The sequence below is a fragment of the Streptomyces sp. NPDC007896 genome, from assembly GCF_042959425.1.
In the GTDB taxonomy this organism is placed as follows: domain Bacteria; phylum Actinomycetota; class Actinomycetes; order Streptomycetales; family Streptomycetaceae; genus Streptomyces.
Map to the genome: position 1 here is coordinate 450,852 of NZ_JBIBKX010000008.1, position 26,481 is coordinate 477,332.

Annotated in this window: 20 protein-coding genes and 2 pseudogenes; 10 read left to right on the forward strand and 12 right to left on the reverse strand. The window is 70.5% G+C overall.

Annotation, left to right across the window (positions count from 1 at the left end):
- The first annotated feature begins 7 nt into the window (after positions 1-7).
- The 6 genes from ACFZDJ_RS27265 (at position 8) to ACFZDJ_RS27290 (ending at position 7,416) form a co-directional block, all read left to right on the forward strand.
- On the forward strand, positions 8-1,957 hold the full coding sequence (locus ACFZDJ_RS27265; RefSeq protein WP_391062411.1) for a phosphatase PAP2 family protein: 1,950 nt from the start codon (positions 8-10) through the stop codon (positions 1,955-1,957).
- Positions 1,958-2,162: 205 nt separating this feature from the next.
- Positions 2,163-2,672 (forward strand): methylated-DNA--[protein]-cysteine S-methyltransferase, encoded by a 510-nt coding sequence (locus tag ACFZDJ_RS27270; protein ID WP_391062412.1) that lies wholly within the window; start codon positions 2,163-2,165, stop codon positions 2,670-2,672.
- A gap of 14 nt (positions 2,673-2,686) precedes the next feature.
- The gene (locus ACFZDJ_RS27275) at positions 2,687-3,424 is read left to right on the forward strand and encodes a 2OG-Fe(II) oxygenase (protein ID WP_391062415.1); all 738 of its coding nucleotides are present in this window, start codon (positions 2,687-2,689) and stop codon (positions 3,422-3,424) included.
- Positions 3,425-3,581: 157 nt separating this feature from the next.
- The gene (locus tag ACFZDJ_RS27280; RefSeq protein WP_384916655.1) at positions 3,582-3,938 is read left to right on the forward strand and encodes a DUF6204 family protein; all 357 of its coding nucleotides are present in this window, start codon (positions 3,582-3,584) and stop codon (positions 3,936-3,938) included.
- A gap of 194 nt (positions 3,939-4,132) precedes the next feature.
- The gene (locus tag ACFZDJ_RS27285) at positions 4,133-5,119 is read left to right on the forward strand and encodes an alpha/beta fold hydrolase (RefSeq protein WP_390935509.1); all 987 of its coding nucleotides are present in this window, start codon (positions 4,133-4,135) and stop codon (positions 5,117-5,119) included.
- A gap of 416 nt (positions 5,120-5,535) precedes the next feature.
- Positions 5,536-7,416 carry an ATP-binding cassette domain-containing protein gene (locus ACFZDJ_RS27290; RefSeq protein WP_391062538.1) on the forward strand — a complete coding sequence of 627 codons (1,881 nt, stop codon included), beginning with the start codon at positions 5,536-5,538 and terminating at the stop codon, positions 7,414-7,416.
- Positions 7,417-7,489: 73 nt separating this feature from the next.
- On the opposite strand, the gene ACFZDJ_RS27295 is transcribed toward ACFZDJ_RS27290, so the two are convergent.
- Together ACFZDJ_RS27295 and ACFZDJ_RS27300 are read right to left on the reverse strand one after the other, a co-directional pair.
- A complete protein-coding gene (locus ACFZDJ_RS27295; RefSeq protein WP_391062417.1) occupies positions 7,490-8,521 on the reverse strand; it encodes a substrate-binding domain-containing protein in 1,032 nt (343 codons plus the stop codon).
- Positions 8,522-8,529: 8 nt separating this feature from the next.
- Positions 8,530-11,508 carry an aminotransferase gene (locus ACFZDJ_RS27300; RefSeq protein ID WP_391062419.1) on the reverse strand — a complete coding sequence of 993 codons (2,979 nt, stop codon included), beginning with the start codon at positions 11,506-11,508 and terminating at the stop codon, positions 8,530-8,532.
- A gap of 307 nt (positions 11,509-11,815) precedes the next feature.
- On the opposite strand from ACFZDJ_RS27300, the pseudogene ACFZDJ_RS27305 reads away from it, so the two are divergent.
- Positions 11,816-12,871: pseudogene (locus ACFZDJ_RS27305) on the forward strand (GDSL-type esterase/lipase family protein); the annotation flags it as partial.
- Here the strand turns inward: ACFZDJ_RS27305 and ACFZDJ_RS27310 are convergent.
- Genes ACFZDJ_RS27310 through ACFZDJ_RS27330 form a run of 5 tightly spaced genes read right to left on the reverse strand, consistent with a single transcriptional unit; the run spans position 12,865 to position 20,201 of the window.
- Positions 12,865-15,750, reverse strand: coding sequence for a hypothetical protein (locus ACFZDJ_RS27310; protein WP_391062422.1), 2,886 nt, complete (start codon positions 15,748-15,750; stop codon positions 12,865-12,867). The pseudogene ACFZDJ_RS27305 and the gene ACFZDJ_RS27310 sit on opposite strands and share 7 nt — an antisense overlap.
- Positions 15,747-16,859: an AAA family ATPase gene (locus ACFZDJ_RS27315; RefSeq protein ID WP_391062425.1), complete on the reverse strand. Its 1,113-nt coding sequence runs from the start codon at positions 16,857-16,859 to the stop codon at positions 15,747-15,749. The genes ACFZDJ_RS27310 and ACFZDJ_RS27315 overlap by 4 nt, the downstream gene beginning before the upstream one ends.
- 59 nt (positions 16,860-16,918) lie before the next feature.
- Entirely contained in the window at positions 16,919-18,346 is a 1,428-nt protein-coding gene (locus ACFZDJ_RS27320; protein ID WP_384916635.1) for a VWA domain-containing protein, read from the reverse strand.
- Positions 18,343-19,761 carry a hypothetical protein gene (locus ACFZDJ_RS27325; protein ID WP_391062427.1) on the reverse strand — a complete coding sequence of 473 codons (1,419 nt, stop codon included), beginning with the start codon at positions 19,759-19,761 and terminating at the stop codon, positions 18,343-18,345. Before ACFZDJ_RS27325 ends, ACFZDJ_RS27320 begins: the two co-directional genes overlap by 4 nt.
- Entirely contained in the window at positions 19,731-20,201 is a 471-nt protein-coding gene (locus ACFZDJ_RS27330) for a hypothetical protein (protein ID WP_391062430.1), read from the reverse strand. The genes ACFZDJ_RS27325 and ACFZDJ_RS27330 overlap by 31 nt, the downstream gene beginning before the upstream one ends.
- A gap of 250 nt (positions 20,202-20,451) precedes the next feature.
- Here ACFZDJ_RS27330 and ACFZDJ_RS27335 point away from each other — a divergent pair, with 250 nt between their 5' ends.
- Both ACFZDJ_RS27335 and ACFZDJ_RS27340 read left to right on the forward strand, forming a co-directional pair.
- Entirely contained in the window at positions 20,452-20,904 is a 453-nt protein-coding gene (locus ACFZDJ_RS27335; protein WP_168514643.1) for a hypothetical protein, read from the forward strand.
- 194 nt (positions 20,905-21,098) lie between these two features.
- Positions 21,099-21,722: a hypothetical protein gene (locus ACFZDJ_RS27340; protein ID WP_391062433.1), complete on the forward strand. Its 624-nt coding sequence runs from the start codon at positions 21,099-21,101 to the stop codon at positions 21,720-21,722.
- 94 nt (positions 21,723-21,816) lie between these two features.
- Here ACFZDJ_RS27340 and ACFZDJ_RS27345 read toward each other — a convergent pair whose 3' ends face one another.
- The 4 genes from ACFZDJ_RS27345 to ACFZDJ_RS27360 all read right to left on the reverse strand — a co-directional run bounded on the left by ACFZDJ_RS27345 (position 21,817) and on the right by ACFZDJ_RS27360 (position 24,465).
- Positions 21,817-22,296: a hypothetical protein gene (locus ACFZDJ_RS27345; RefSeq protein WP_391062436.1), complete on the reverse strand. Its 480-nt coding sequence runs from the start codon at positions 22,294-22,296 to the stop codon at positions 21,817-21,819.
- Positions 22,297-22,487: 191 nt separating this feature from the next.
- Complete coding sequence (locus ACFZDJ_RS27350) at positions 22,488-22,691, reverse strand: cold-shock protein (RefSeq protein WP_060899524.1); 204 nt, start codon at positions 22,689-22,691, stop codon at positions 22,488-22,490.
- 370 nt (positions 22,692-23,061) lie between these two features.
- The gene (locus ACFZDJ_RS27355; protein WP_390942197.1) at positions 23,062-23,691 is read right to left on the reverse strand and encodes a hypothetical protein; all 630 of its coding nucleotides are present in this window, start codon (positions 23,689-23,691) and stop codon (positions 23,062-23,064) included.
- Positions 23,692-23,919: 228 nt separating this feature from the next.
- Positions 23,920-24,465, reverse strand: coding sequence for a GNAT family N-acetyltransferase (locus ACFZDJ_RS27360; RefSeq protein WP_391062439.1), 546 nt, complete (start codon positions 24,463-24,465; stop codon positions 23,920-23,922).
- Positions 24,466-24,887: 422 nt separating this feature from the next.
- Between ACFZDJ_RS27360 and ACFZDJ_RS27365 the strand changes: the two genes are divergently transcribed.
- Positions 24,888-25,757 carry an inositol monophosphatase family protein gene (locus ACFZDJ_RS27365; protein ID WP_391062442.1) on the forward strand — a complete coding sequence of 290 codons (870 nt, stop codon included), beginning with the start codon at positions 24,888-24,890 and terminating at the stop codon, positions 25,755-25,757.
- 372 nt (positions 25,758-26,129) lie between these two features.
- On the opposite strand, the pseudogene ACFZDJ_RS27370 reads toward ACFZDJ_RS27365, so the two are convergent.
- Positions 26,130-26,479, reverse strand: a pseudogene (locus ACFZDJ_RS27370) (VOC family protein).
- Between the last annotated feature and the right edge of the window lie 2 nt (positions 26,480-26,481).

A 26,481-nucleotide genomic window follows, 5' to 3' on the forward strand; every position in this document is an offset into this window, starting at 1 on the left:
CACATCCATGCCGTCACCAGCCGGGCAGCAGTCCGTCACCTCGGTCCCCGTCCGTGAACGCGCCCTGAACCGACGGGTGTTCCTGCGGAACTCGCTCGGCGCTTCGGCGGGACTGCTGGCCGCTCCGACCGTCGTCACCTGGCTCGCCGCCGCGGACGCGAAGGCCGCGACGAGCCCCGCCGCCTTCGTGGACGACTACACCACCAACCTCCTCACCAACCTGACGCCCGAGACCAACGCGGTGGTCCGGATCCTCGGTGGCATGAGCAAGGTGTGGAAGACCGGTGGTGCCTGGAACACGGGCACGCCGCTCATGCCCGAGGTGCTGCGCGCCAACATGCGTTACTGCGCCCGCATCACGCACGCCCGCACCGACGCGCAGGCGAAGGAGGCGTTCATCTACGACCGGCAGCACCAGAGTTACGCGATGATCGCCGGCCTGGGCCCGCTGGCCGACCTGTACAGGGCGGGCGCCAAGGCGGTCACCTCCATCACGAGCGCTCCTGACGGCACTCCTTCCGGCAAGATCAGCGACGCCGTGCCGGCCGACGCTCCGGCGGGCTCCGCGCAGGGCGCCGGTTCGCACGACTCGGCGCTAGGCAAGGTCGCCGAGCTGGTGGACACGGTGCGCGGCCCATACGCTTCCGGCAACCCGGCCAAGTACGCCTTCCAGTACCCGCGTCCGTGGCGCATGAACGAGAACAGCGAGGTCGTCGACACGGGGAAGGTCGACGCGCTCGGCTTCCCGGTCTACGACTCCGACGTGATCGTCGCCCCGCAACTGCTGTGGCAGCGCGGCACGACCGCGGTCGACGACGGCGGCTTCCCCAGCGGCCACACCAACGCCTTCCACCTGGCGGGGCTCGCGTACGCGTACGCGGTGCCCGAGCGCTTCCAGGAGCTGGTGGCGCGCGCCTACGAGCTCAGCCACACCCGGATCATGGCGGGCATGCACTCCACCGTCGACGTCATCGGCGGCCGGATCATGGCCACGGCCCTGGCCGCCGCCACGCTGGCCGACCCTGCCAACGCCGCCCTCAAGGCCGCGGCGCGCGCCCAGGCCGCCGCGTACTTCCAGCAGCAGACCGGTTCGACGGCGGACACCCTGTACGCCTACGCGCACTCGGCGGGCGTCGCCACCGACCCGTACGCCGACCGGGCCGCCAACGCCCGCGCACTCACGCCCCGGCTCACCTATGTCCTCACCCGGCACGGCCGCTCCGAGGGCATGACCGTGCCCAAGGGCGCCGAGGTCCTGCTGGAGACGCGGCTGCCCTACCTCGACGCCGCCCAGCGCCGCGAGGTGCTCCGCACGACCGCCCTGCCTTCCGGGTACGTGCTGCTCGACGGCTTCGAGCAGTGGGGCCGGCTGAACCTGTTCGCCGCCGCGGACGGGTACGGGGCCTTCGAGTCCGACGTGAACGTGACGATGAACGGCGCCGACGGGGGCTTCAGCGCGGCCGACACCTGGCGCAACGACATCTCCGGGTGCGGCCGGCTGGTCAAGCGCGGCACCGGTGCGCTGACCCTGACGGGCCACAACGCCCACACGGGCGGCACCGTGCTGGAGGAGGGCGTACTGACGGCCGGTTCGTCGGGTGCGCTGGGCTGCGGCGACGTGCGGGTGGACGGCGGGACCCTGCGGGTGAGTGCTGCGTCGTCCGTTCACGTGCGCGGCAGCTACACGCAGGCGTCCGGCGCGAGCCTGGAGGCGACGCTCCGTGCGGGCCGCGTGCCCGCGCTGACGGTGGAGCGACGGGTGGTACTGAGCCGGGACAGCGCGCTCGCGCTCCGGCTGGACGCCGACCGCCCGCCGGTCCCCGGCACCACCGTCCCGGTGCTCCGGACGTCGTCGCTGCGAGGCCAGTTCGCCCGGATCACGGTCCAGGCCGACGGATACCGGGCCGTGCCCGTGTACTCGGTGGACGGGCTGTCCGTACGACTCGTACGGCACTGATCCCCGCCCCGGGGACGAGCTGAGCGACAGGACCCGTGGACCGTGCGTGAACGGTCCACGGGTCCTCTTCGTTCTCGTGCGCCGGACCCGTGCGCCTTCGTTCCGTGTGCCTTCGTTCCGTGCGCCGCGTCCGATTTCCGCCAGCCGTGGTGGCGGCCATGGCGCAGAGTGGACAGCGGAGACACACTTCGAAAGGACATGACCGATGCCGGTGTACACAACGATCGACAGCCCTCTGGGCGTGCTGCTGCTGGTGGGCGAGGAGTCGGTCACCGCGAAGGGCGGCACGGCGCTGGTCTCGCTGTCCATGCCCGGTCAGAAGTCCGGCGCCGTCGTCCAGGACGGCTGGACCAGGGACGAGAAGGCGTTCGCCGAGATCGTCTCGCAGCTGCGCGCGTACTTCGACGGGGTGCTGACCAACTTCGACATCGAATACGCGAGCGGCGCGGGCAGCGACTTTCAGCAGCGGGTGTGGAAGGCGGTGGAGACCGTCCCGTACGGCACGACCGTCAGCTACGGAGAGATCGCCGCGCGGATCGGCGCGTCGCGGGCCGCCGTGCGCGCCGTGGGCACAGCGATCGGCGCGAACCCGCTGCTGCTCGTGCGCCCCTGCCATCGCGTGATCGGCGCCAGTGGCTCCCTCACGGGGTACGCCGCCGGTCTGGAGCGCAAGCAGCAGCTCCTGGACCTGGAGCACGCACGCCCGGCCACCTGAGGAACGTCGCCATCATGAACACGCTCGACACCACCCACCTGGCGGGTCCGGTCGCCGACCGCGTCGCGGCCGACGACTGGACCGCACTGACCGACGAGCTGAACGAGCACGGACACGCGCTGACCGCTCCGCTGCTGACCGCCGACGAATGCCACGGGATCAGGGCGCTCTACGACGAGACCGACCGCTTCCGCACCACCGTCGACATGGCCCGCCATCGCTTCGGTTCCGGCCAGTACCGCTACTTCACCCATGAACTACCGGAAGTAGTACGGGAGTTGCGCGAGGCGTTCTATCCGCGGCTGCTGCCCGTCGCCCGGGACTGGGCCGACAAGCTCCGGCAGCCCGCCCCCTGGCCCGAGGACCTGGAGGAGTGGCTGGCGATGTGCCACACGGCCGGGCAGTCCAAGTCCGCTCAGATCCTGCTGCGTTACGGGCCCGGCGACTGGAACGCGCTGCACCGCGATGTGTTCGGCACGATGGTGTTTCCGCTCCAGGTCGTCATCGGCCTCGACGCCCCCGGAGTCGACTTCACCGGCGGCGAGTTCATCATGACCGAGCAGCGGCCCCGGGCACAGTCGCGGGGATCGTCCACGACCCTCCCGCAGGGGCACGGGCTGATCTTCACCACCCGCGACCGGCCCGTCGCCTCCCGGCGCGGCTGGTCGACCGGACCGATGCGGCACGGCGTGAGCACCGTCCGTTCCGGGCAGCGTCATACATTGGGCCTGGTCTTCCACGACGCCACGTGACCTCGGCGCCGAAGCGGCGGTGGCGAGTGACCAGGCCAGCACCCTGCGAGCCGCGCGCTTTCGGCGAGCCCATTGCGCACAGCGTGATGTTCGGCTGAGGGCCGCCTCGCGGAAAACGCGGTGGTGCCCCACCGAACCCGCTGGTTAGGGTCGCCGGATGAGCACACGTACCTTCCGCGTCACCGTCCGTGGCGTCTTCGACGGGCTCGGCGCGCAGCAACGCGCCGAGCTCCTGGCCCGCGCGTCCGAGCACGACGTGCTGCGTGCCGCCTTCACCCCCGAGGGCCACCTCAGCTACGACCTCACCGCCCGGCCCGCCTTCACCTTCCGGTTCCTGGACTCGGGAGAGGCGGAGGAGGACATCCTGGAGGCGACCGAGCGCGCCGAGGCCGCCGCGGAGGCGTGGCTGACCGAGCGTGGCTACGGATACAAGAACCTCAGGTCGAAAGCCGAGGATCTGTCCCAGGCCCCACTCGGCAAACGGCAGCGGCGCGCCGCCGCGCAGGGCTCCTAGGGCGCGTTCGGTCGATCACCGACGCGCCTCGTGACCACGTGAGCACGGGGTCGGTTTTGCCGAATCGGCAACAGGCTTGGCACGCGCCGCGCCGACCGCCGCAAGATCGACGGTAGTACCGGAGGCCGCAGGTGAGCGGGCCGCTTCGGCCCGCTCACCGCACCGGCCACGCGTTGAGCCCTCTGGGAGGATCCGTGCCGCCGTCCACAACAGACCGCATCCACCGTCTTGTCCCCTCGCCCGCCGGGCGGACCCATCTGGTGGAGCAGGGAACCGGCCCGCTGGTCCTGCTCGTTCACGGTTTTCCGGAGTCCTGGTACTCCTGGCGCCACCAGCTTCCGGCACTCGCCGCGGCCGGCTACCGGGCGGTCGCCATCGACGTCCGCGGCTACGGCCGCTCCTCCAGGCCCGAGGCGCCGACCGCGTACCGGATCCTCGAGCTGGTGGAGGACAACGTCGCCGTGGTGGAAGCCCTGGGTGAGGAGTCCGCGATCGTCGTCGGACACGACTGGGGTGCGAACATCGCCGGCGTCTCCGCCCTCGTCCGCCCCGACATGTTCCGCGCGGTCGGACTGCTCAGCGTGCCCTACGCCCCGCGCGGCGGTCCGCGTCCCAGTGAGATCTTCGCGCAGATGGGCGGGGACGAGGAGTTCTACGTCTCCTACTTCCAGGAGCCCGGCCGGGCCGAAGCCGAGATCGAGCCCGACGTCCGCGGCTGGCTCGCGGGCCTGTACGCGGCGCTGTCCGCCGACACCATGCCCGCACCCGGCGCTCCGGACCCGCACTTCGTGAGCCCCGGGGGCGCCCAGCGCGACCGCTTTCCCAGGGGGCGGCTCCCCCACTGGCTCGACGAGCACGACCTCGACCTCTACGCGGGAGAGTTCGAGCGGACCGGCATGACCGGGGCCCTGAACCGCTACCGGAACATGGACCGGGACTGGGAGGACCTGGCCGACCACGACGGTGCGCCCATCGCCCAGCCCTCGCTGTTCATCGGCGGCGGTCGGGACGCCTCCACCACCTGGCTGGCCGACGCGATCGCGGCCTACCCCACCACCCTGCCCGGTCTGCTCTCCTCCCACCTCCTCGACGACTGCGGCCACTGGATCCAGCAGGAACGGCCCGAGGACGTCAACCGCATCCTGATCGACTGGCTCGCCCGGGTCACGAGCGACAAGTGACGTTCCCGACCGGGGCAATCCCTCGGTCGGGTGACTCACCTCGGGCGGGTGGATCGAACACCACATCACGACCGCATCACCCAACGCCCCCTAGGCCCAGCACAGTCGCTCGAACATTCGTCTGAAGATTCGCCCTCCTACACCCGTGACGGCTTCTTGATCAGGTGCGTTCTTGAGGCACCCCCTCATCGCCGTCACTGTAGGAGGAACCGTGAATCCCATCCCCGCTCCCGCCCTTGCCCAGCCCGCTTTCGAACAGCCCGGCGCCGCGCCCCGGACCGTGGTGACGCCCACTGTGCACGGTGTTGACGCCGTGGCCGTCTCCGTCGCGGATACCTCATGCGGGGCACCCCCGCGGGCGGGGGTGCGCCGTGAAAGATGGCACCGTACCTCCGCAGGGCACTCCCCCCGAGACCGTGCCGTCCCCCGTCACGGCCACCGGAAGGCCGTCGCCCCCACCGCCCGCCGAACTCCGTTACGGGGGCCGGCACGCCAGGAACCCGCTCGACGAGGTGGCCTTCGGCGCGATGTGCGCCAGGTTGCCGCGGGTGCTGGCGCAGACCGCCCGGATGGCGTGGGCCATCGACCGCCGGGCTGTCCTTCTCCTGCTGGCCTGCCAGTTGCTGACCGGTGCGGCTGCCGCCGTACTGCTGGCCAACACGGCGCGAGCCATGCGTCCGATCCTGGCCGAAGGGGCGGTGTCGGAGCGGTTGCAGCAGGCGCTGCCCGCGCTCGTGGTCATCGCCGTCGCGTTCGGTGCCGGGCGGGTGGCGAGTGCGCTCGCCTCGTATGCGGACGGGTTGATCACTCCCCGACTGACCACGGCCGCCGACAGCGCGCTGGTCGAGGCGGTCTGCCGGGTCGAAGCGGCGGCGCGGGCGCACGACGGGTTCGCGGACCGGCAGGAGGCCGCCGAGATGGGGGTGGTCCGCAGCCATGTGATGGTGCAGGACGCCACCCGGCTGACCGCCGCCGCGGTCCGTATGGTCACCGCCGGCGGCGTACTGTCCGTACTGCACCCGCTGATGCTGCCGCTGCTCCTGCTGGCCGTGGTGCCGGCCGCGGTGGGAGCGGTGCTGCACGCGAAGGTCACGTACGAGACGCACTACGCCAACGTCGGCGACCGCAATGTCCGGCAGATGATGCGTTATTGGTCCACGACCCCGAAGTACACGGACGAGATCCGCGCCAACAGCATGACCGGGTATCTGCTGTTCTGGTACCGGGCGATCTCCGAGCGCATCGACCGGCGTGTGCTCGACGCGGCGCCGCGGATGCTGCGGATCGTGCTGGCGAGTTCGGCGATCGGCGGTGTGTTCCTCGTGGCGACCTGGGCCGTGCTGGCATGGCTGGCCGCCACCGGCCAGGTCGAGCCGGCCGTCGCGGCGACCGCGGTGGTCGCCGTACAGAGCACGCTCGCCGCTCTGAGTCAGCTGGTCATCCACGGTGCCGCGATGTTCCACACGGCTCTGTATCTGGCGGACATGGACACCTTCCTCACCCATGCCGCCGAACGGGCCCCGAAGCGCGGTGTGTCGGTGATCGGGGGGCCGCTCGAGGAGATCCGTCTCGACGAGGTCGTCTACCGCTATCCGGGCAGGACCGCTCCGGCCCTCGACGGAGTCTCGCTGACCCTGCGCAGGGGCGAGATCTGGGCCGTGGTCGGGGAGAACGGATCCGGGAAGTCCACGCTCACCCGGCTGTTGTGCGGGATCTTCCTCCCCGACGCGGGGCACGTCGCCTGGAACGGCGCCGGCCTCGCCGGACTGGATCCCGACCAGGTGTGGCAGCGCTGTGGTCTGGTGCCGCAGAAGTTCGCCGAGTGGCCGCTCCGGGTCCGCGAGAACGTCACGCTGGGCCAGCCGCGCGCCCTCGACGACACCCTGGTCTGGCAGGCCCTGGACGCCGTCGGCATGCGGGAGCCGGTCGAAGGGCTTCCGCACGGGCTGGACACGCTGCTGGCTCGTGAACTGTTCGGCGGGACCGAGCTGTCCGGCGGGCAGTGGCAGCGCCTGGTGTGCTCGCGCGCCTTGTACCGGCGGCCGGACCTGCTGATCCTGGACGAGCCGACCTCCCAGATGGACGCCCGCGGCGAGCACGCCATCCTCGAACAGATCAAGGCCATCGCCGCCGACCGCATCACCCTCGTGGTCACCCACCAACTGGCCAACACGAAGATCGCGGACCGGATCATCGTGATGGAAAACGGCCGGATCACCGAACACGGGACGTACGAGGAGCTCGCCGGCGCCGGGGGTCTGTTCGCCGAACTGCTGGCCCTCTCCCAGGATCGCTGAGCGCCCCTGCGGGAAGCTCAGGAGTACTGGTATCGGTGGCAGCGGCGCGGCCCTCGTCGCTGCCACCGCATCGCTAAGCGCGGGTCGACGCCCGCACCTTCAGTTCGACGGGCAGGGTGCGCACGGTTCCCGGTGGCGTCTGGCCGGACAGGATCTCGCAGAGCAGGCGGGCGCATTCGGCTCCCATCGAGCGGGGGCGCAGGTCGATCGCGGTGATCGGCGGCTCCGCCGTCCGCATCGCCGAGCAGTCCACGCAGGATGCCAGCAGCAGGTCCCCGCCCACGGTGCGGCCTGCCGCACGCAGTTCGGGCAGCACGGCCGCGGCGGCGCCGTCGGGAGCGCACACGACGGCGTCGGTCCCGGGTTCCTGGGCGAGCAGGTCCCGCGCGATACCCCGCAGCACCTCGGGGGTGGCGCCGACGGGTGCCTTGCGCAGGACGAGGGGGACGCCGTGGTCGGCGCACCAGCGGGCGTGGGTCCGTTGGAGGGTGAGGGACCAGTCGGAGGTGGCTCCGGAGGCGATGAGCGCGGGCCGCCGGGCACCGGAGTCGCGCAGATGGTCCAGCAGTTCGGTCGTCGACGCCTCGTGGTCGGAGCGGACCACCCCGGTCGGCTGCTGGTCACCGGCGTACCGCTCGGCCGTCACGACCGGCAGCCCGGTGTTCATCAGGTGCCGGACCACCGGGTCCTCGGGGGCCGGGTCGCACAGTATCAGCCCGTCCACCTGGGGCGGCGCCGTGCCGTGCTGCGGCAGATGGCCGGAGGACAGCAGGGTGACGTTCAGGCCCGCGCCCGCCGCCCGCTCGGCCACCCCGAACACGAACGCCATGGAGTACTCGGCGCTGGTCAGGAACTCCGGGAAGTAGAGCGCGACGGTGTCCGTGACGGAGGTGCGCAGGCTGCGGGCACTGCGGTTGGGCGCGTAGCCCAGCCGCCGGGCCGCCTCCAGCACGGCTTCCCGAGTCGGTCCCGACACCCGGCCGTGACCGCGCAGGGCGTCCGAGGCCGTGGTCTTGGAGACCGCTGCCACGCGCGCCACGTCGGCGATCGTGGGCGCGGTGCCGGGGCGGGGCGGTGGCACGGCCGTGGATCCGGGGTTCGGCATCTCCCGTGTCACCAGCCGTGCGTCAGTACGTCGTCCAGGGCGTCGGCGAACACGTCGGCGCTCCGCCGGGTCAGACAAAGCGGCGGCTTGATCTTCAGCACGCACTGCCGGTCCGAGGTCGGCTGGACGATCACGCCGAGTTCCCGCAGCCGGTCGCAGATCGCGGCCGTCTCCTCGGTCGCCGGTTCCAGGCTCTCGCGGTCCCGGACGAACTCGACGCCCAGATACAGCCCCGAGCCGTGCACCGCGCCGATCAGTGGGTGACGCTCGGCCAGTTCGAGGAGCCGGTCCTTCAGGTAGGCGCCGGTCTCACGGGCGTTGGTCTGAAGGTCCTCGTCGCGCAGTGCGTCCAGGACGGTGAGTCCGACCACCGAACTGACCGGGCTGCCGCCCGCGGAGGAGAAGAAGTAGCCCTGCGTACGGTAGGCGTCGGCGATCTCGCGCCGGGTGATCACCGCGCCCAGCGGATGCCCGTTGCCCATCGCCTTGGCGACGGTCACGATGTCCGGCACCACGCCCTGCTGTTCGAATCCCCAGAAGTGCGAGCCGAGCCGGCCGTAACCGACCTGGACCTCGTCGGCGACGCACAGCCCGCCGACGTCGCGGGTGGCCTCGTACACCTGCCGGAGATAGCCGTCGGGGAGGGCCATGCCGCCCGCGTTGCCGTAGTACGGCTCGCACACGAAGGCGGCCAAGGGGCGCCCCTGGTCGGCCAGTTCACGGATTCTCGCGGCGGCTTCGGGGGCGTACCGCCGCGCCTGCGGTCCCCGGTGGCGGCCCCGGTAGGAGTTGGGTGCCGCGACGGTGTGCACCCACGGCGGCCGTGAGGCGAGGGCGTTCGGGTTGTCGGCGATCGAGGTCGACACCGCGTCACTCGCGTAGGTCCAGCCGTGGTACGCCTCCTCGACCGCGATCACGTCCTGTCGTCCGGTCGCCGCCCAGGCGAGCCGGAGCGCCAGATCCACGGCCTCGGAACCGCTGTTGACCAGGAACACGGTGTCCAGCTCGTCCGGGAGGAGTCCGGTGAGCCGCTCGGAGAGCTCGACCACCGAGGCGTAGTGGAAACGGGAGTTGGTGTTCAGCCGCTGCCACTGCCGGTGTACGGCTTCGCCGAGTCCCGGGTGGCCGTGGCCGAGGATGGTCACGTTGTTCAGCATGTCGAGGTAGCCGCGGCCCCGGGTGTCCACCAGGTGGTGCCGCCAGCCGCGTTCGATCTGGGGCGGCGTCTCGAAGTAGTGCTCCTGGACGGTGGCGAAGGAGTGTTCGCGCCGCTCCAGCAACTCCGCTTCCGTGACAGCCTGTTGGGCATCGCGGGCGCAGAGCGGCGCGTCGTCGGGAGCGGAGGACGGCGCGTCAGAGGCGTCAGAAACGAGGAAGAGGCGGGTCGGGTCCGGGCACACCTCCAGCCATCCGGCGGCCAGGTCCGGCGCCGCGAACCGTGGCGGTCTGCCGCCTGTGGCGCACGGTCGGGAGAGCTGGACGCCCAGCACTCGTACGCCCTCGCGGGCGGCCACCGTTCCGAGCGGTTGCCCGGCGGGCACGGGACCAGGCTGGACCTCTGCGTCGACGCCGTCCAGCAGCAGGTCCAGGCCTCCCGTATGCAGCGTGACGCCGGTATCGCCGTGCTGGGTGACCGTGCCCGCCCAGGGTGCCCGTATCTCCGCCGGACCGGCGAGGTGGAGCTCCACGCCGAGTGCGCAGGTCGCGGCGGGGACGGCGGCGTCGACGGTGGTGCGGGTCAGCCGGTATTCGCCGTGCCTGGTCCGTACCGCCGTGTGTCCGGCCGTGAGGGCGGCTCGGGCCAGCGCGGTTTCGGCGTCGGGCGCCAGCCAGCGTCCCGTGTGCAGCTCCTCGCTCGACACGGACAGGTCGAGGCTCGCCACGTCGTCCGGCAGGCCGGGCAGCAGCGTATGTTCGGCCACCGGCAGGAGCTGCGCCGACGGGCGGCCGAGGGCGTGCCGCAGCTGGGCCGTCATCACCTCGGCCGGGACGGACACCGCGGCCTCGAACATCGCCCACTCGCGGTCGAGCGCCACCGAGGCGTAACTGTTGTCGGGGTCCAGCAGCGTGTCGTACTGGCCGCTCACCACCATGACGGAGGTCCGCAGCACGACCAGCGGCCACAGCACGTCCACTTCCTCGTTCGCGAGAGGTCGCACCGCGTGGAAGGCGTGCACGGCGGGCAGCACCGACGCCGGTCCGGCCCCGTGATGATGGAGCACCGAGGCGCAGGTGACCGCCAGTTCGGCCACCGTCCAGCCGAGACCGAGGTCACCGAAGTCGATCACACCGACCGGCATCCGGCGGCCGTCCGGCGCCGGTTCGCAGACCACGTTGTTGTCGGTGACATCACCGTGGATCACCTGCACCGGCAGGCGGTCCGCGTACGGCTCCAGCAGGGTGTGCGCGGCTCGGGACGCGCGCAGTATCCGGGCGGCCCGTTCCTGGTCGGGCAGGTGGGGGGCGAGCGTCTCGACGACGGTGAGCGCGTTGCGCAGGTCCCACAGCAGGGGCCGTTCCTGCTCCATGCCCGTGAAGTCGGCGAGCCCGGCCACGACACGTCCGGCGAGTTCGCCGAGCCTGGCCACGACCGGTGGTGCGAGATGGCGGCTGTCCATGATCGGCTCACCGGGCACATAGTCCAGCAGACGGCATACGAGATCCACGCCGCCCGCGCTGAGCCGCTGCACCACGTCGCCGTCGACGCCGGCGTGGGCTCGCGGCAGCCGCAGCCCCGACATCGCGTCGGACAGGCGTTCCACGGCCGCACACTGGGCGCGCAGCGCGGCCGGGTCCGAGGCGGGGTTGGCGATCTTGAGGACGTAGTCCCTCGTCTCCGTACGCACGCGGTAGTTGCGGTCCTGCTGACTGCCCAGGTCGTGGACGGTTCCCGTCACCCCGAACCGCTGCGCGAGCACCGCCGACACCTCGGCTTCGTCGACAGGACCGATCGGCTGTACCAGCCAGTCGGCGGACGGAATGCCCATGGGGTCGCTCGCTTCTGTTCGGCACGCCGCACGCGCGCGGGGGCCCGGCGCAAGGGGTGCCGGAACGTTCCGGCAACCGTAGGTTCGCCCGCTGATGTGTGTCAACGATCCCGTGGGCGATCCCATAGCCGCCGCGTAGTCGCACCCAATAGCCGCTCCTAGCCGCCCCGAGCAGAACGGCCGGGAAGCGTGGCCCGGCCTCCCGGCGGGATGCCTTAGCGTGCGCCACTGAACCGGTTCAGCTTCCTCATCGGCATCACTGGGACCCGGCATCACTGGGACCCGGGAACACGGAGGGCGCGCATCCATGAATCGAAGATCGTCGATCGTGAGCCTGGTGGTCGCGGGGTTGCTCGCGGCCGCCTTCGTGATTGCCTCGTCCGCCGTGCGGGCGGCGGACGCCGACCTCGGGTCGTCTCGCCCCAGTGAAACGCATCAGCCGTCGAACGGTCATTGGGTGAACACCTGGGTCTCCATGCCGCAGCTCACCGAACCCTCCAACATGCCGCCCGCGCCGTTCACGCAGGACAGTCGGGTGCTTGCCGACGCGACCCTGCGGCAGACCGTCCATGTGTCGGTCGGCGGACGACATCTGCGGCTGCGCTTCTCCAACGCGTTCGGCGGCGCGGCGCTGCCGATCACCTCGGTCTCCGTGGCGCTGCCGCTCGACGGGCAGGCGGGCGTCAGCGCGATCCGGCCCGGCACCTCCCGGCCGGTGACCCTCGGCGGCCGCTCCTCGGTGGTGGTTCCGGTGGGAGCCCCCATGGTCTCCGACCCCCTGGACTTCGCCCTCGCCCCCGGGGCCAACCTCACCGTGACGGCCTACCTGGCCGAGGGCCAGGCGTCCACCAGCATCACCTCCCACCCCGGCTCCCGGACCACCTCCTACCTGCTGTCCGGCAACCACGTCGGGGACGAGGACCTGCCCGGGGCCACCCCCACCGACCACTGGTACTTCCTCGGCGGGGTCGAGACCTGGTCGCCTCGCGCCACCGCGGCGGCCGTGCTGCTGGGCGACTCGCTGACCGACGGCCGCGGCTCCACGACCAACCTGAACAACCGCTGGCCGGACCAGTTGCTCAGGCGGTTGCAGGCCGAGAAGAGTTCGGCCGGGGTCGCGATCCTCAACCAGGCGGCCGGCGGCAACCGCGTGCTCCACGACGGTCTCGGGCCCCATGCTCTCGCCCGACTCGACCGTGACGTCCTCGCGCAGAGTGGTGTCGCGTGGCTGCTGGTCTTCGAGGGCGTCAACGACATCGGCACCGCCGAGCCCACCGAAGCGGCCCAGAAACAGGTCACGGCGGATCTGATCGCGGCCTACGAAGCCACCCGGCCGGGGTTGTCCCGGACTCGATGTCAGGGACCGGCCAGCAGCACCTCCAATGCCAGCGCCGTATCGGGGTGAAGACCGAGCAGCGCCGCCCCGGACGGGCCGGGGGCCTCCGTCCGCCACGTACCGTCACAGCCCAGCAGGCTCGCCACCGCGTCGCACGTCGCCGGATGGGCGGCGAGCAGCGCGGCACCGCGGCTGTCGTCCGCGCTCCGCGCCGAGGGCGGGGCCTCCGGCGCCGACTGCGCCCGCCACGGCGGTACCCACGCGTCCAGCGCCGTCAGCCGGCCGGGGAAGATCCGTCCGGCCTCCCGGATCAGCAGCGGGGCCAGCTCGGTGCCGCTCGAGCGCAGGGTGGTGATCAGGGTGGGCAGCCAGGGCAGGAGCACCGGGTCCGGCAGCCGTCCGAACGCGTTCGACACCGCTTCCACGACGAAGTCGGTGAGGGCCGGGACGGGCTCCAGGGCGTGTACGAAGCCGCTGAGGTAGCGCGGATAGGCGGGCACCACCAGAGGGTTGCCGAGCAGCTCGTCGCACCTTGTCCGAAGGTCCGCGCGGGAGAGGTTCCCGAGCTGTGTCTGCGCCGCCCACAGCAGCGCCGTCTTCGAGGGATCGGCCGGATGCGACTGGCCGACGGCCAGCTCCAGTTGGGTCCGGTCGCAGCCCAGCGACAGCGCCAGGCTCTCCATGCTGAACAGGAAGCCCAGCATCGCCGCCACGTGGCGGACGGTGGCGTCCTCGTCGGTGAACGCCGTGGGCAGCAGGGTGCAGTAGTGCGCGTACCCGGTCTTGACGAAGGACTCGATCCATGGGGGCAGCGTCGGCTCGCTGGTGCGGTAGTACGCCAGCAGTCGGCGCACCCGGCGCAGGACCTCCGGCGCGCCGTCGACGCTCCGTTCGGTCGCCAGTACCTCCAGTGCGCGGGTGCCCAGTTCGTCCGCGAGGCGGCGGCTGCGCAGGTACAGCGCCGCGTCCTCGACGGTCCCCAGAACCGTCGCCGTGGTGGCCTGCGGACCGTACGCCGTCCGGCGCAGACGCTGCTCGAGGACCTGTTCGATGCTGACGCCCTCGTAGCCGAGCTCGATGAGCGCACGCTGGTGGGTGCCCAGCGCCAGGTCCCACGACTCCTGGATCGACCGCTCCCCCAGCTTCCGCTCGCCCATGATCGGCCGCGCGGCGCCCTGGGGCATCAGACGGCGGAGCATCCACAGCACGTCGGAGCACCGCTCCAGTTCCGGCAGGGCGGCTATGTTCAGCAACGCCCTTTGCACGCCCCGCTGTTGGAGCTTCAGGTTCAGCGGAGCGAGCCGGTCGTGCACGTCGCGCGCCAGCGGTGGCAGCGCGTCGTAACCGACCTGGCCGACCCGGTCGCCGCCCATCATGATCTCCACGAGCCGGCGCACATCGCGCCGGCCCGGCACGGTGTCCTTCTCGATACAGGTGACAGCCGCGTCCTGGAAGTCGTACGGCGTCGGCCTGGCCCGGTCGCGCATCCCGGCCAGCAGGATCGACGTCTCGAACACGGCGATGGCGTCGGCGGTGGAGGCGAGGTAGCCGTTGCGGCGCGCTGCTCGCACGATCTCCACTGACCAGCCGAGCAGTTCGTCCTCGTCCAGCCGGTCGAGGACGGGCGGTCGCCGCAGGAAGCCGGTCAGCTTGTCCGCGGGTGGGAGCGCCGTTGCCGGAGCCGCCGCGGCCACGGTCTTCTTCGCCCTCGACTTCTTCGCGCCCGCCTGCCCCTCCAGGCGGTAGGGCTTCACACGTGTGCGGCTGACGTTCTTCGCCCAGACGGTCGCGGCGATCGACACCGAACCTGCGGCGAGGCCGAACTGCGCCTCGATCGCCGCGTGGCTGGACGGGATCAGGCCGTGCTGCCACTTGGTCGCGCTGCGCGGGGCGATCTCGAAGGTGTCGGTGCCCTGGACGCCGAACTCCTCGACCCGGCTGGCCGCGTGGAAGGCTCCGCAGACGTAGAGGCAGTCGTCGGGATCGGTGCCGGTCGCGGTCAGGTGCTCGCGCATCCTGGTCCACATGTAGCGCTCGCGGTCCTCGTCCACCCGCACCCGGTGCGGGTCGCCGGGTGCGAGGCGCCGGAAGAGGCTGCCGATCAGGAGCATCACCTGGCGGTAGGTGTCGTGGTCGCTGTCGCCGAGCGGCAGTTCGACGTACTGGTGCCACCACTCCGACCAGTGCCGCACCCTGCCGTGCCGCAGCAGGTGTTCCTCCAGTTCGGCGAAGCGCGGGCGCAGGTCGCCGATCTCCACGCCGACCGCGTCGCCGTGCAGCGCGGCCTCCTCCTCGACGGGCGGGGCGTCGGGGTCGGCGGGCTCGCCGCCGTGCGTCCCGCGCGCGTCCCACTGGAAGACGTGGTCGGAGGAACGGTCGACGAGGACCAGTTCGACGCCGGGCGTGTCCAGCGCGTAGGCGATCGCCTGGTACTCGGCGGAGGCCTCGGTGATCGGTGCGACCACCGACAGCGGTGACCACTCGATCGGGAAGCCGTCGATCTCCGTCGCGAAGGCCTGGACCGCCACCGGGAGTCTGCAGTTGCGCAGTTCGGTCAGCAGCGGCGCCATGTCCTCGCACAGCTCCAGGTACACGACCTTCGGCTGTTTCTCCCGCAGACGGCGTGCCATGGCCAGCGCCGAGGCGGGCGAGTGGTGGCAGACCGGGAAGATCTCCAGGGGCTCGCGCACCGCGCGGTCGACGTCCTCGACGATGCCCAGGAGAATGCCCTCCAGGGCGTGGGGCCCGTCGGCCAGCGTCGCGGCGGCCCCCTGCAACTGCGCGCGCAGCGCTTCGAAGGTGCCCTCGTGCGAGCTCTTGCGCGTGCCGCTCGTGATCCCGTGCTGGGTGCTCTCGTGCGTGCCGCTCAAGGTCCCGTCCTGGGTGCTCTCGTGCGTGCCGCTCATGACAGGGTGGCGATCGCGTCGCGGCCGCCCTCCAGGAACTCCGGCCAGGATCCGCCCTCTTCCTTGCTGCGCGGCTCGACCACGCCGTGCAGATACTTGTTGAGGATGGCCAGGTCCTCGGGCTCCCGCCGGGCCAGTGACCCGACGAGCGAGGAGGCCAGAGTGCGGGCGGTCAGTGCGCGTTCGCCGAAGAAGTTGCTGTGCAGGATCGCGTCCTCGAGCACGCCGATCTGCTCGGCGGTGGACAGCGCGGACTCCAGCTTCTCGTCGTCGCTGCCGGCCGCGGCCGCGGAGGCGCGCAGATCGGCGAAGCTCTGCAGCAGCACGTCGAGCAGGGTCGGCGGTACGTCCAGCTCGATCTGGTGACGGCCCAGCAGTTCCTCGGTGCGGAAGCGGACGATCTCCGCCTCGCTCTTCTTGTTCGTCACCACGGGGATGCGTACGAAGTTGAAGCGGCGCTTGAGTGCCGAGGACAGGTCGTTGACCCCCCGGTCACGACTGTTGGCGGTGGCGATGATCGAGAAGCCGGGCTGGGCGAAGACGATGTTATCGCTGTCCAGTTCCGGGACCGAGATGTACTTCTCGGACAGGATCGAGATCAGCGCGTCCTGAACGTCGCTGGTGGAGCGGGTGAGTTCCTCGAAACGACCGATCGCGCCGGTCTCCATCGCGGTCATGATCGGCGAGGGGATCATCGACTCCCGCGACTGCCCCTTGGCGATGACCATGGACACGTTCCAGGAGTACTTGATGTGGTCCTCGGAGGTGCCGGCCGTACCCTGCACGACCAGTGTGGAGTTGCGGGAGATCGCGGCGGACAGCAGCTCGGCCAGCCAGCTCTTGCCGGTGCCGGGGTCGCCGATGAGCAGCAGCCCGCGGTCGGAGGCCAGCGTGACGATGGAGCGCTCGACGAAACTGCGATCGCCGAACCACTTCTGCGAGATCTCCCGGTCCAGGCCGTCGGAACGCTCGGAGCCCAGGATGAACAGACGGACCATCTTCGGGGACAGCCGCCAGGAGAAGGGCTTGGGGTTGTCGTCGATGGACTCCAGCCAGTCCAGTTCCTCGGCGAACTTGATCTCGGCGGGGGCGCGCAACAGGTCTGACATCACAGGGCCTTTCTGAACGGGGATCAAATAAGTGAGAAGTGTCTGAGCGGGCGAGACGCCTACGCGAGGAACGTCTTGAGCTCGTGGACCAGCTTGCGGATGTGGCCGGAGAGCACCGGCGTGCCGAGGTCCTTGAAGCGCTCGCGGAACCACGGGTTGACGCTGCCGCGACCGGAGCTGGTCACCGAGCCGACCGGGATGAACTTGGCTCCCGAGCGGTGGATGGCGGCCATGCTGTCGAACAGCGGCTCGGACCGCCATTCGTAGAAGTCGGAGATCCACACCACGACGGTGTTGCGCGGCTCGGCGATCTTGGGCTGGGCCAGGGCCATGGCGACCGTGCCGTCGGTGCCGCCCCCCAGGTTGGTGCGCAGCAGGGTCTCGAAGGGGTCGTGCACCCAAGGTGTGAGGTCGAGCGCCTGGGTGTCGTACGCGATCAGGTGGACGTCGACCTTCGGGAGCCCGGCGAATATGGATGCCAGGATGGTGCAGTTCACCATGGAGTCGACCATCGAGCCCGACTGGTCCACGACGACGATCAGCCGTTGGGGCGTCGTCTTGCGCGCGGTGTGCCGGTAGTAGAGGCGGTCGACGTACAGCCGCTCCTCCTCGGGGCTCCAGTTGGTGAGGTTCTTCCAGATCGTGCGGTCGAGGTCGAGGTTGCGGAACACCCGCTTGGGCGGGACGGAGCGGTCCAGCGCGCCCACGGTGGTCTTCTCCACCTGGGTGCGCAGCACCTGTGCGACCTCGTCGACGAATCGGCGGATCAGGGACTTGGCGTTGGCCAGGGCCACGCCCGAGAGGTTGTTCTTGTCCCGAAGCAGCTGCTCGATCAGCGACATGCTCGGGGTCAGCTGCGCGGCGAGCTGGGGGTCGGCCAGCACCTCGCGCAGGCGCATCCGCTTGACGAGGTCGGCCTCGATCGCGCCGAGTTCCGGGCCGATCGCCGGAATCAGCCGGCTGAGATCGGGGGTCCTGCCCGGGCCGCCGGTGCCGGTCGGGCTGACCCCGGGTCCCGCGGCGCCTGCCCCGGCTCCCGCGCCCGCGCGGCCGCCGCGCAGTTCGCCCGGCTTGCAGCCGAGTGCGCGCTCCAGCCAGCCCGCGTCGGACTGCCAGCGCGCCAGCTGTCCGGCGGTGACCGTGCCGGAGCCGGCGGCGAAGACGTTGAGCAGCACCTTCGACACCAGTGCCGCGCGCCGTACTTCGGCGGACCGGTCCCGCGCCTCGTCGTCGGTCTCGGGGACCATCAGACCGTCGAACTCGGCGGCCAGTTCCGGATGGCGCTGCACGATCGAGTCGACGGAGGCTCCCGGGTCCAGCAGCGCGGACGGCAGACCGATGTCCTCGACGACGGCCAGGCTCGCCGACTCCAGCGTGGCCTGCTCCTCGGGGTCGAAGAGCCGGGCGAGGAGCCGCCAGTACAGGACCTGACGGCGGTTGTCGTGGGGGTCCACTTCGGGGTGGGGTGAGGTCGTCGCGTCGGTCATTTCCGCAGCAGCCTTCCGGCGCGCTCCCGCAGCACGGCCACGGCGTCGGTGGCGGCCTTCTCGGCCTTGACGCCGACCTTGTCGGCCGTGCCCCCGGCCCATGCCCCGGTGTGGAGCGCGACGGGCTTCTTCCGTACGGTCGTCTCGACGGCCAGGGGCTGGACGCGATACGTTCCCGCGTCCCACCGGAGCAGCCCTATGCAGGCGTTCGACGTCGCGACGGCCTCGGGGGTGAGCGGGCCGGCGGTCGGAACACGATCGGTGTCGACGGCGAGAGCGTGTCCGGCGACCGTGAACGTCATCGTCTCGTCGTCCTTCCGGGCGGCGTAGCCCTCCAGGAACACGGGGACGGCGATGCGCGTCGGGTGCCGGTCCAGCGGTGTGGTCACCGGGTCGGTGGCGGTGGGCAGGGCGACGCGGGCGGTGGTGAAGGCGTCGGCGGGCTCGCTCGGGCGGGCGTGCTCGTCGCTCCAGATCAGGTCGCCCTCGGCGGTGACCGGCATGTCGGTGAGCTCCATCGAGCGGCCTTCGCCGACGGCTGCCAGGAGCGACATGTGGGGGCGCAGCAGCTGCCAGAGGCCGGCTCCGACGACCGTGTCGGGCTTCGGCACCGACACGCTGGCGCGCACCAGGCCGGGCGCGGAGCCGTCGGCGGGTTCGAACACCGCGTGGACCTGGGCCTGTGCCGCGGTCGCGTGTTCCTGCAGGTCGACTCCCAGGGGCAGCAGACGACCGGTGGCCGTACCCGGCGCGGGCGCGTCGGTGGCTCCGGGCAGGGTCAGCAGCATCCCGCGTGACCAGAGGTCGCCCCAGCGGCGTGCCGGGATCTTCTCCAGGGCGGAGCCCGGGCAGGACGCGGCGAGTTCCGCGGCGAAGCCGTCGATGAGCGTCGCCGGCCGGCGCAGGGACGGGTCCGGAAGCATCGCGGAGACGACCTGCGCCGCCCCGGAGACCACCTCGTGGTCGATGCCCTGCCATCCGGTGCGTGCGAGATCGCAGAGCCAGGCGCGGGCGGCGGCGAGCAGGTTCGCCGCCTGCTGCCCACCGGTCACCGGGACGGCCTCCTCGCCGCGGGGGCGACCGATGGCCTCCGTGACGCGGGTCATCAGTGCGTCGTGGACGGACCCGAGCAGTGCGGTACGGGCGGCGGCGAGGGCGACGAAGTGGTCTTCGCCCGCCGCTCCGGCCGCCGCCTTCGCCGCCGCTTCGGAGACCCGGGCGGCCAGTGGTGTCCCCGCGACGGCGTGCGCCAGCTCGGTCAGACCGGCGGCCTGGGCGGGCTGCGGACGCAGCAGGCCCGCGACGAGGGCCTGGTCGAAGGCGTCGACGGCCGCCAGCGCTTCGTCGAGCCCGGCGATGGTGTCGGAGAGGAGGTCCGCGCGCATCACGCCACCGCCCTGGTCGGCGGGAACCACTGCATCTCCGGCAACGGCGCGGTGGTCGGGGCGAGTTCGAGGTAGGCCAGGTGGCGCAGGAACCGGCTGAAGACGGGCGCGGCGGACTTGGTGTCTCCCCGCGCCGGCCGTGTGTTGTCCATGACGTGGGCGATGCTCTGCCCGCTCGGCTCGCCGTCCGCGAGCTCGACCCTCAGATAGCGGGCGACGCGCTCGGCGCCGTACTGCAGTACCGCCTCGTTGATCAGGGCCCGGATGTGATTGCAGAACATGCCTCGCGCGCCGCCGCAGGGGCGGTTGTTGTTGGTGCTGCAGGCGAACGCGTAGGTGCCGGCCGCGACCGACGAGACGTAGACCCGCTCGATGTCCGAGCCGCTGGACACCACGCCCTGGAGGCGTCCGTCGGCCAGCTCGACGAAGGGCACCTTGGCGAGCTTCCGCGGCCGCGCGGGCGCTGTCACCCGTGCCGTGCTCGACCTCTCCCAGTCCGACAACGCACCATCTCCTATGCATCAGAGGGGACTTCCTCGCCAGTTCGGCGGGACACGACTGAACATAGTGGCGACCACTGACAACGCCGTTTCGCGGACGACCGCCGAGGTGGGCAAGGTCGGTGCACGACGCCTGCTCATCGACGGGACCGCGACGTAAGGTGCCGATCAAGGGGAAAGGCAGGTGCCGCGTCACCGCGGGTACAGGCAGGATGCCGGCATGTCTACCGAAGTCAGCGGCATGATCGAGTGTCGACCAGGTGCCCGCCTCTGGGGTCCCGACGACGAGGACTCCGTGTGGCACGCCGCCATCGACCTCTTCCTGCTCAACAACGGCAACGCCTACGACGCCCTCGCCTGCCTCTTCGGTGTCCGCAATTCCTTCGGCTTCCGCCCTCTGGCCGAAGGCCGTGGCTTTCCGAGCGACGCGTCCCAGGGGCTGAGAACCGAGTACGCCGCCTACGGCGGCTCAGCCGACGTGCATGGCACAACGCAGATCACCTGGGCCGAACTCGCCTCCACCGACTGGCAGCAAGCAGACAGCTCCGGCACGCGAAGCCGAGACATGGCCGCCGGAGACGGCACTCACTGGGGACCTGTCTGGAGCGTGATGCGAACACTCAGCGAACTCCACGGAGCGGACAACGTCCGACTTGTCGTCTGGTTCCACTGACGCCAAATCCGCGGCGGAGCGCCGCCTGTCCCACGGGAGGCAGTCATGACCGAGCGCGATGTCACGCTCGACGAACTCGCCCAGGGGTTGCGCCCGATGTCACAGGGCATCGAGTGGTTTGACGCGAGCGCGAGCCCCTGGTGCAGTGCCTCGACCTGGAACTCCGGAGCGGTGGCCGCCGGCTCAGGGAGGCCGTGGGGACGGCCGGCGCGCTCGGTCCCCGGGCGGCGGCCCTGGCCCCGGCCCTGCGCGAGGCGCTCAGCGGCCGGGACGGCGAAACGGTCACGCCCGCGCTGGACGCGGACACTGCGCTCGCCGAGGCTCTGTGGCGTGTCACGGAGGACGCCGCCGCGGTGGTCGCTGCCCTGGACTCGGTCTTCGTCCGGGCCGAACAGAACTCCTGGTCCCAGTGGTCGACGGTGCGGGCCGCTCGTACGACGGCACTCCTCGGCCCGGCGGGGCGGCCGTTCACCTCCCGCCTGCAGACCCTGCTCGACAATCCCGTGCAGGCGCCGGCCGCGGTGCTGGCTCTCACGGCCGTGGCGGAACCCGCCTCGCTGGACCGCACGGCGCTCGCCGCGGCCGTCCTGCGGTCCGCCGAACGGGAAGCCGACCCGACAGGTGCCTGCGACGCCCTGGAGGCCCTCGGCGTCGCCGCCTCGACCGCCGACCACCTGCGTCGGCTGTCCGTCCTCGCCGACGGCGACGCGCGGATCGTCCGCTCGGGAGTGGAAGACCGCATCATTCGCCAGGACGAAGCCTTCCGGAACCGCGCCCCGGCACTCGTCACCGCCTTCACGGCCCCCACAGCCCCTTGACGGAAGCGGGCAGTGGCGCGATCCCGAGACCGTAGCGCCTGGCCAAGGGCCGCTCGAGACCGGCACGAGGAAGCGTCAAGACCGGTGGGTCACGTCATTTGGGCTGGTCACTGTGCCGTAGCTGACGGCTCGCTGCGTTTCGAACGCGGCGGGTTCGTCCACGTTCGGCCAGCAGCCCGAGGGCCTCGGGTGAGGCCACGATCTGCATGGTTGCGGCCATGCGCTGAAACCAGTCGGATGCGCTGGTGAGGTCCTCTGCGACCCACGGCTTGCCCAGGGCGATGGTTCTGAGCAGGGTCCACTCGCGCAGACGGCGGGCAAGGAAGTCGCGATCGGCGACCAACTCGGTCATTGTCCGGGCCCAGGCCGTGAACGGAGGGTCGGTCAGCAGGCCGGCAGCCCGGCGATCCAGATGGCGGCCCACTGCGCTGTCCGCCATCGTCACGTCCTGGTCGCGCAGGACGGCGGCCACCAGGTCGGCCTCGTCCGCCTCGGCGACGGCCTCCAGGGCCTGCAGGTAGCAGGCGAAGCGCCCGTGCTCGGCGGGCTCCTCGTCGGCGTGGAGGCCGGTCATGCCGCGATTCCTTCCGGCCGCTCGACGAGCCGGCCGCGCTCAAAGCGCGTACGGCCCGGACCAGGGAAACCAGGCGGGGTGTGTTCGCCGCGTCCCAGCAGATCTGCGCGGATCGGCAAGTAGCCGTCAAAGCCGGACCAGGGGCCCGGAACGCGCGCTCCGGGCCCCTGGTGTACGTCCTGGCTTCAGGGTCAGGCAGGCGTGATGTTCTCCGCCTGCGGGCCCTTCTGGCCCTGGGTGACGTCGAAGGTGACCGCCTGGCCCTCCTGGAGCTCGCGGAAACCGCTGGCGTTGATGTTGGAGTAGTGCGCGAACACGTCCGGTCCGCCACCGTCCTGAGAGATGAAGCCGAAGCCCTTTTCTGCGTTGAACCACTTGACGGTTCCGCTGGCCATGCTGGTGCCTTCCAGTCGATATCGGGTTCCGCACCACGCGGACCCGGAGGTGGTCGTCCTGGTCCGGCACTGCACAGCAAAGCGCCCGCGCCGGAGCGCGGGCAGGTACTGCGAACCACGACATCTGACAGCGACGCTACACGGCGAAACTGCCCACCGCCAGAGAGCAACAGCCATGATCCGCACAGGTCGGGCGGCCCCCTGCCGCAGGCCCATGGCCGGCGCCATCGTCGGGCCGACCACGATCATCACGGCACGTCCGCTCCGTTGCCGGGCAGGTGTAAGGGACACCGCCATTCACGAAGCAGGGCACGCCCCCGCAGCTACCCCCCTTCCGCACAGTGGCTGCGGGCGCGTCGCGCCGCGTCCGCTAGCAGGACTCTTCGAACTTGACCGCAGTAAACGCGACCGGCTGCCCCCTGAGCGCGGTACCAGCAGACGGCGACTGCGTGCACACCTTCCAGTTGCTCTCGATCAGCACCAGCCGATCCGAAGCAGACGCGTCCTTCACCGTGATCGACGTGCTCGGGTCGAGAGCGGCCCGCGCCGCCTTCACCGACTTCCCCTTGAAGTCCGGCATCGTTCCGCCGGCCGCAGATGGGGCCGACTCATCCTTCGCCGGGCACTTCTCGGCGAGCTTCACCGCCCCGAAGTTGATCGTCGTGTCCGTCGCCTGCGATGTGCCGGCCTTCACGTTCTGGGAGCAGACTTTCCAGTCGCGGTCGAGGATCTGCATGCGGTCCCGGCCGAGCGAGTCGTGCGACTTCAGCGAGTAGAAGCCCTGCTCCTGCGCTGCGTCCTGCGCGGACTGGAGGCCCATGCCAACGAAGTTGGGCACCGTCTTGTGCCCGGTCGCGGCGGGCTTGTCGTCCTTCGACGCTGACGTGGTGACGCCAGGCGCCGGGGTGCCGGTGGTCTTGCTGCCGTCGGTCGGCTGGCAGGCGACGACACCGCCGACCGCAGCGGCGAGCAGAATGGCGCTGATGATGCGGGTACGCACAGATTCCCCCAGGGTTGAGCTAGTCGGGACACCGTAGGGCAGACGGGGCGAAAGGGGGGAAGGGATTGCGAAGCTATGACACGACCGCGCCCCACCCTCGTGGAGAGCGGGGCGCTCTGCTGTGCTTACTGCTGCTCGCGGAGAGCGTCAGCGAGGGCGCTCCTTCGTCAAATCCCCGAGCTCCAAGGGCGGATCACGGCAGATCTCGATCCGCTTCCAAATCGAGGCTCAGCGAATCTCGCTCGCCAGCAGCCCCATCGTGAACATGTCGTACCACTTGCCGTCACGGCGGAAGACCTGGCGAAGACGGCCCTCCTCAACGAAGCCGACCTTCTCGTAGACCCTGCGCGCGGCATGGTTCTCGGTAACCACGGTCAGCGTCACCTTGTGGAGGCGCATGTCCTCAAAGCCGTAGCGGCAGATCGTCCGCACCGCATCGGTGGCGTATCCGCGGCCCCAATACGCCTTCTCACCCAGGTAGATATCGAGTTTCGCGATGCCCTTCTCCGGCTCCGCGTCGTGCAGCATGACCAGGCCGATGAGCTGGCCGTCGGCAAGCGCCTCAATGCCAAGGAGCAGGTCGCCATAGGTGTTGCGGGGGCGCTCCTCCAGCCACTTGCGGACGCGCTCCACCGGCTGGGCATACGTGTCGTCCATCCACCGCATGACCTGGGGGTCGTGGTTCCAGCGCCACAGTGCCTCGGCGTCCGCGGGACCCATCGCCCGCAGTTTCACCAGTTCTCCAAGCGCCACGCTCACCGACTCCTTGTACATCTCGCGATCACCTTACGCATTACGAATCACGAAGTGGTACCACGGCCGGGATCAGACGCTCAATCGGTTTCTGCGGTGCCGAAACCGGGGCCAGGGCATGCTCGGGAGGAAGCGGCGGAAGCCTCCAGAAGCCAAGAGGGCCCTCGGTGCCGTCCGTTGCAGCGTCGAAGAGCCGGCCCGTCATCGGCATCAGCGGCAGTCCATGGCCGAGAGAGGCACCCGAGCGGCAGGCAGGCTCCCGTGAGGCGCCTCGAAGCACCTCGTCTTCGGCGATGACTGCCTGCAGTTCGTAACCCGTCCCAACGCCCCTCCACCGATCGAATGCCCCGTCTTGTCGCACGCGCTGACGTCACTCGGTGGGACAGGTGGACGGAAGCCGGACGCATCCTGACGCCATCGGTGGAGCGTGAAAGGCTCACCGGATGGACTATGCGTTCGACGCTCCGCCCGCTGACCGCGAACTTCTTGACTTCGCTGTGCGCCTGATAGGCCGTGCCGGGCAGGTGTCGGTGAAGGGTTTCTTCGGTGACTGGCACAGCCGCCGCAAGGAGGACGGCAGTGAGGTCACCGAAGTCGATGAAGCGGTTGAGGAGCTGATCAGAACCGAGTTGGGCCGCCGCGTCCCGGAGGACGGGGTCTTCGGCGAGGAGGGAGGTGCGACCAGCGGGACATCCGGACGCCGATGGGTCATCGACCCCATCAACGGCACCACGTCCTTCACCCGCCGGTGGCCGCTGTTCTCGAACGATCTCGCTTACGAGGACGAGCACGGTCCGGCGATCGGCGTGATCAACATGCCGATGAGCCAGCAGATGATCGTGGCCGGACGAGGGTTGGGCTGCTGGGTGCTGACGGGTCCGGACCCGGACCTGCGGGCGGGCCACCGTGCCCGGGTCACGGAGCGGACCCGCATCCGCGGAGCAAGGACCCAGGCGCTCAACCCGGCCGGCTGGCCGGAAGAACTCCTCACCGCTCTCCACCGTCAGGTCTTCCTGATGGCCTCGATGGGCTGCATCGTGGATCTGGTCACCGGGCGGGCCGATGCCGTGGTGATCGCCGGGCCGCCGATGGGTTACGAGGACGTGGCTCCGATGCCTGTCATCGTCACGGAGGCAGGCGGCCGGGTGACCGACCTGGGCGGGGCGTCGGTACTGGAAGGCGACATGACAGTGCTGGCCACCAACGGCCATCTCCATGACGCGCTCTTGCACCTGGTCGAGGGCTTACCACGCAGCCGTGACCTGCACGCCCTCGACGAGGGTGATGAGTACGGCGACCAGCGGGTGAAGTGAGCGGCCGGGTGGCTGCCCAACTTTCCTGAAGGTGCTGCCAGTTGAAGGACGACGAGATACGCGCGCGTCGACGGCCGTGGCCGCGTCGAGCTGTCGCCCGGTCATGCCACAGCCGCGAAGCGGCGCCGGATCGAGGAGATCGCGCACGTGCTCGGCTACCGGCTCCTCGCCATCCAGAACCTCGGCCGCGCCGGCGTCCGGACTCGCGTCGCGCCTCCCACTGGGGCGCGAGTTCGATGACAAGCTCACCAAGGTGTGCCCGTGACAGCCCGCAGAAGACGTAATGGGACAGGGCCGTGCGAGCCTGGCCAAGGTTCACACCGCGACAACCTGGTGGTCCGTCAGCACGTCACCGCCTGCCTGAAGTCGCGGTCAGGCGGGCTGCCACAGCTCGACCCGATTGCCCTCAGGGTCGGTGACCCAGCCGAATCGACCGACACCCTCCATGTCTTGCGTCTCTTTGGCCACGTCCGCTCCCTTGGCGCGCAATTGCGCGAGCATCGCATCCAGGTCGCGGACCCGGAAGTTGAGCATGGTCTGCTGGGCGCGGGACCCGAAGTAGTCGGTCTCGGACTCGAACGTCGCGAACACCGTCGGCCCGGCTACCTGACGCCACAAGCCGTTCTCATCGGTGTCCAGGCCCAGACAATCGCGATACCAGGCGCTCAGGGCCGACGGGTCGGCCGCATGAAGTACCCACCGATTCCAAGCACACGTTCCATGC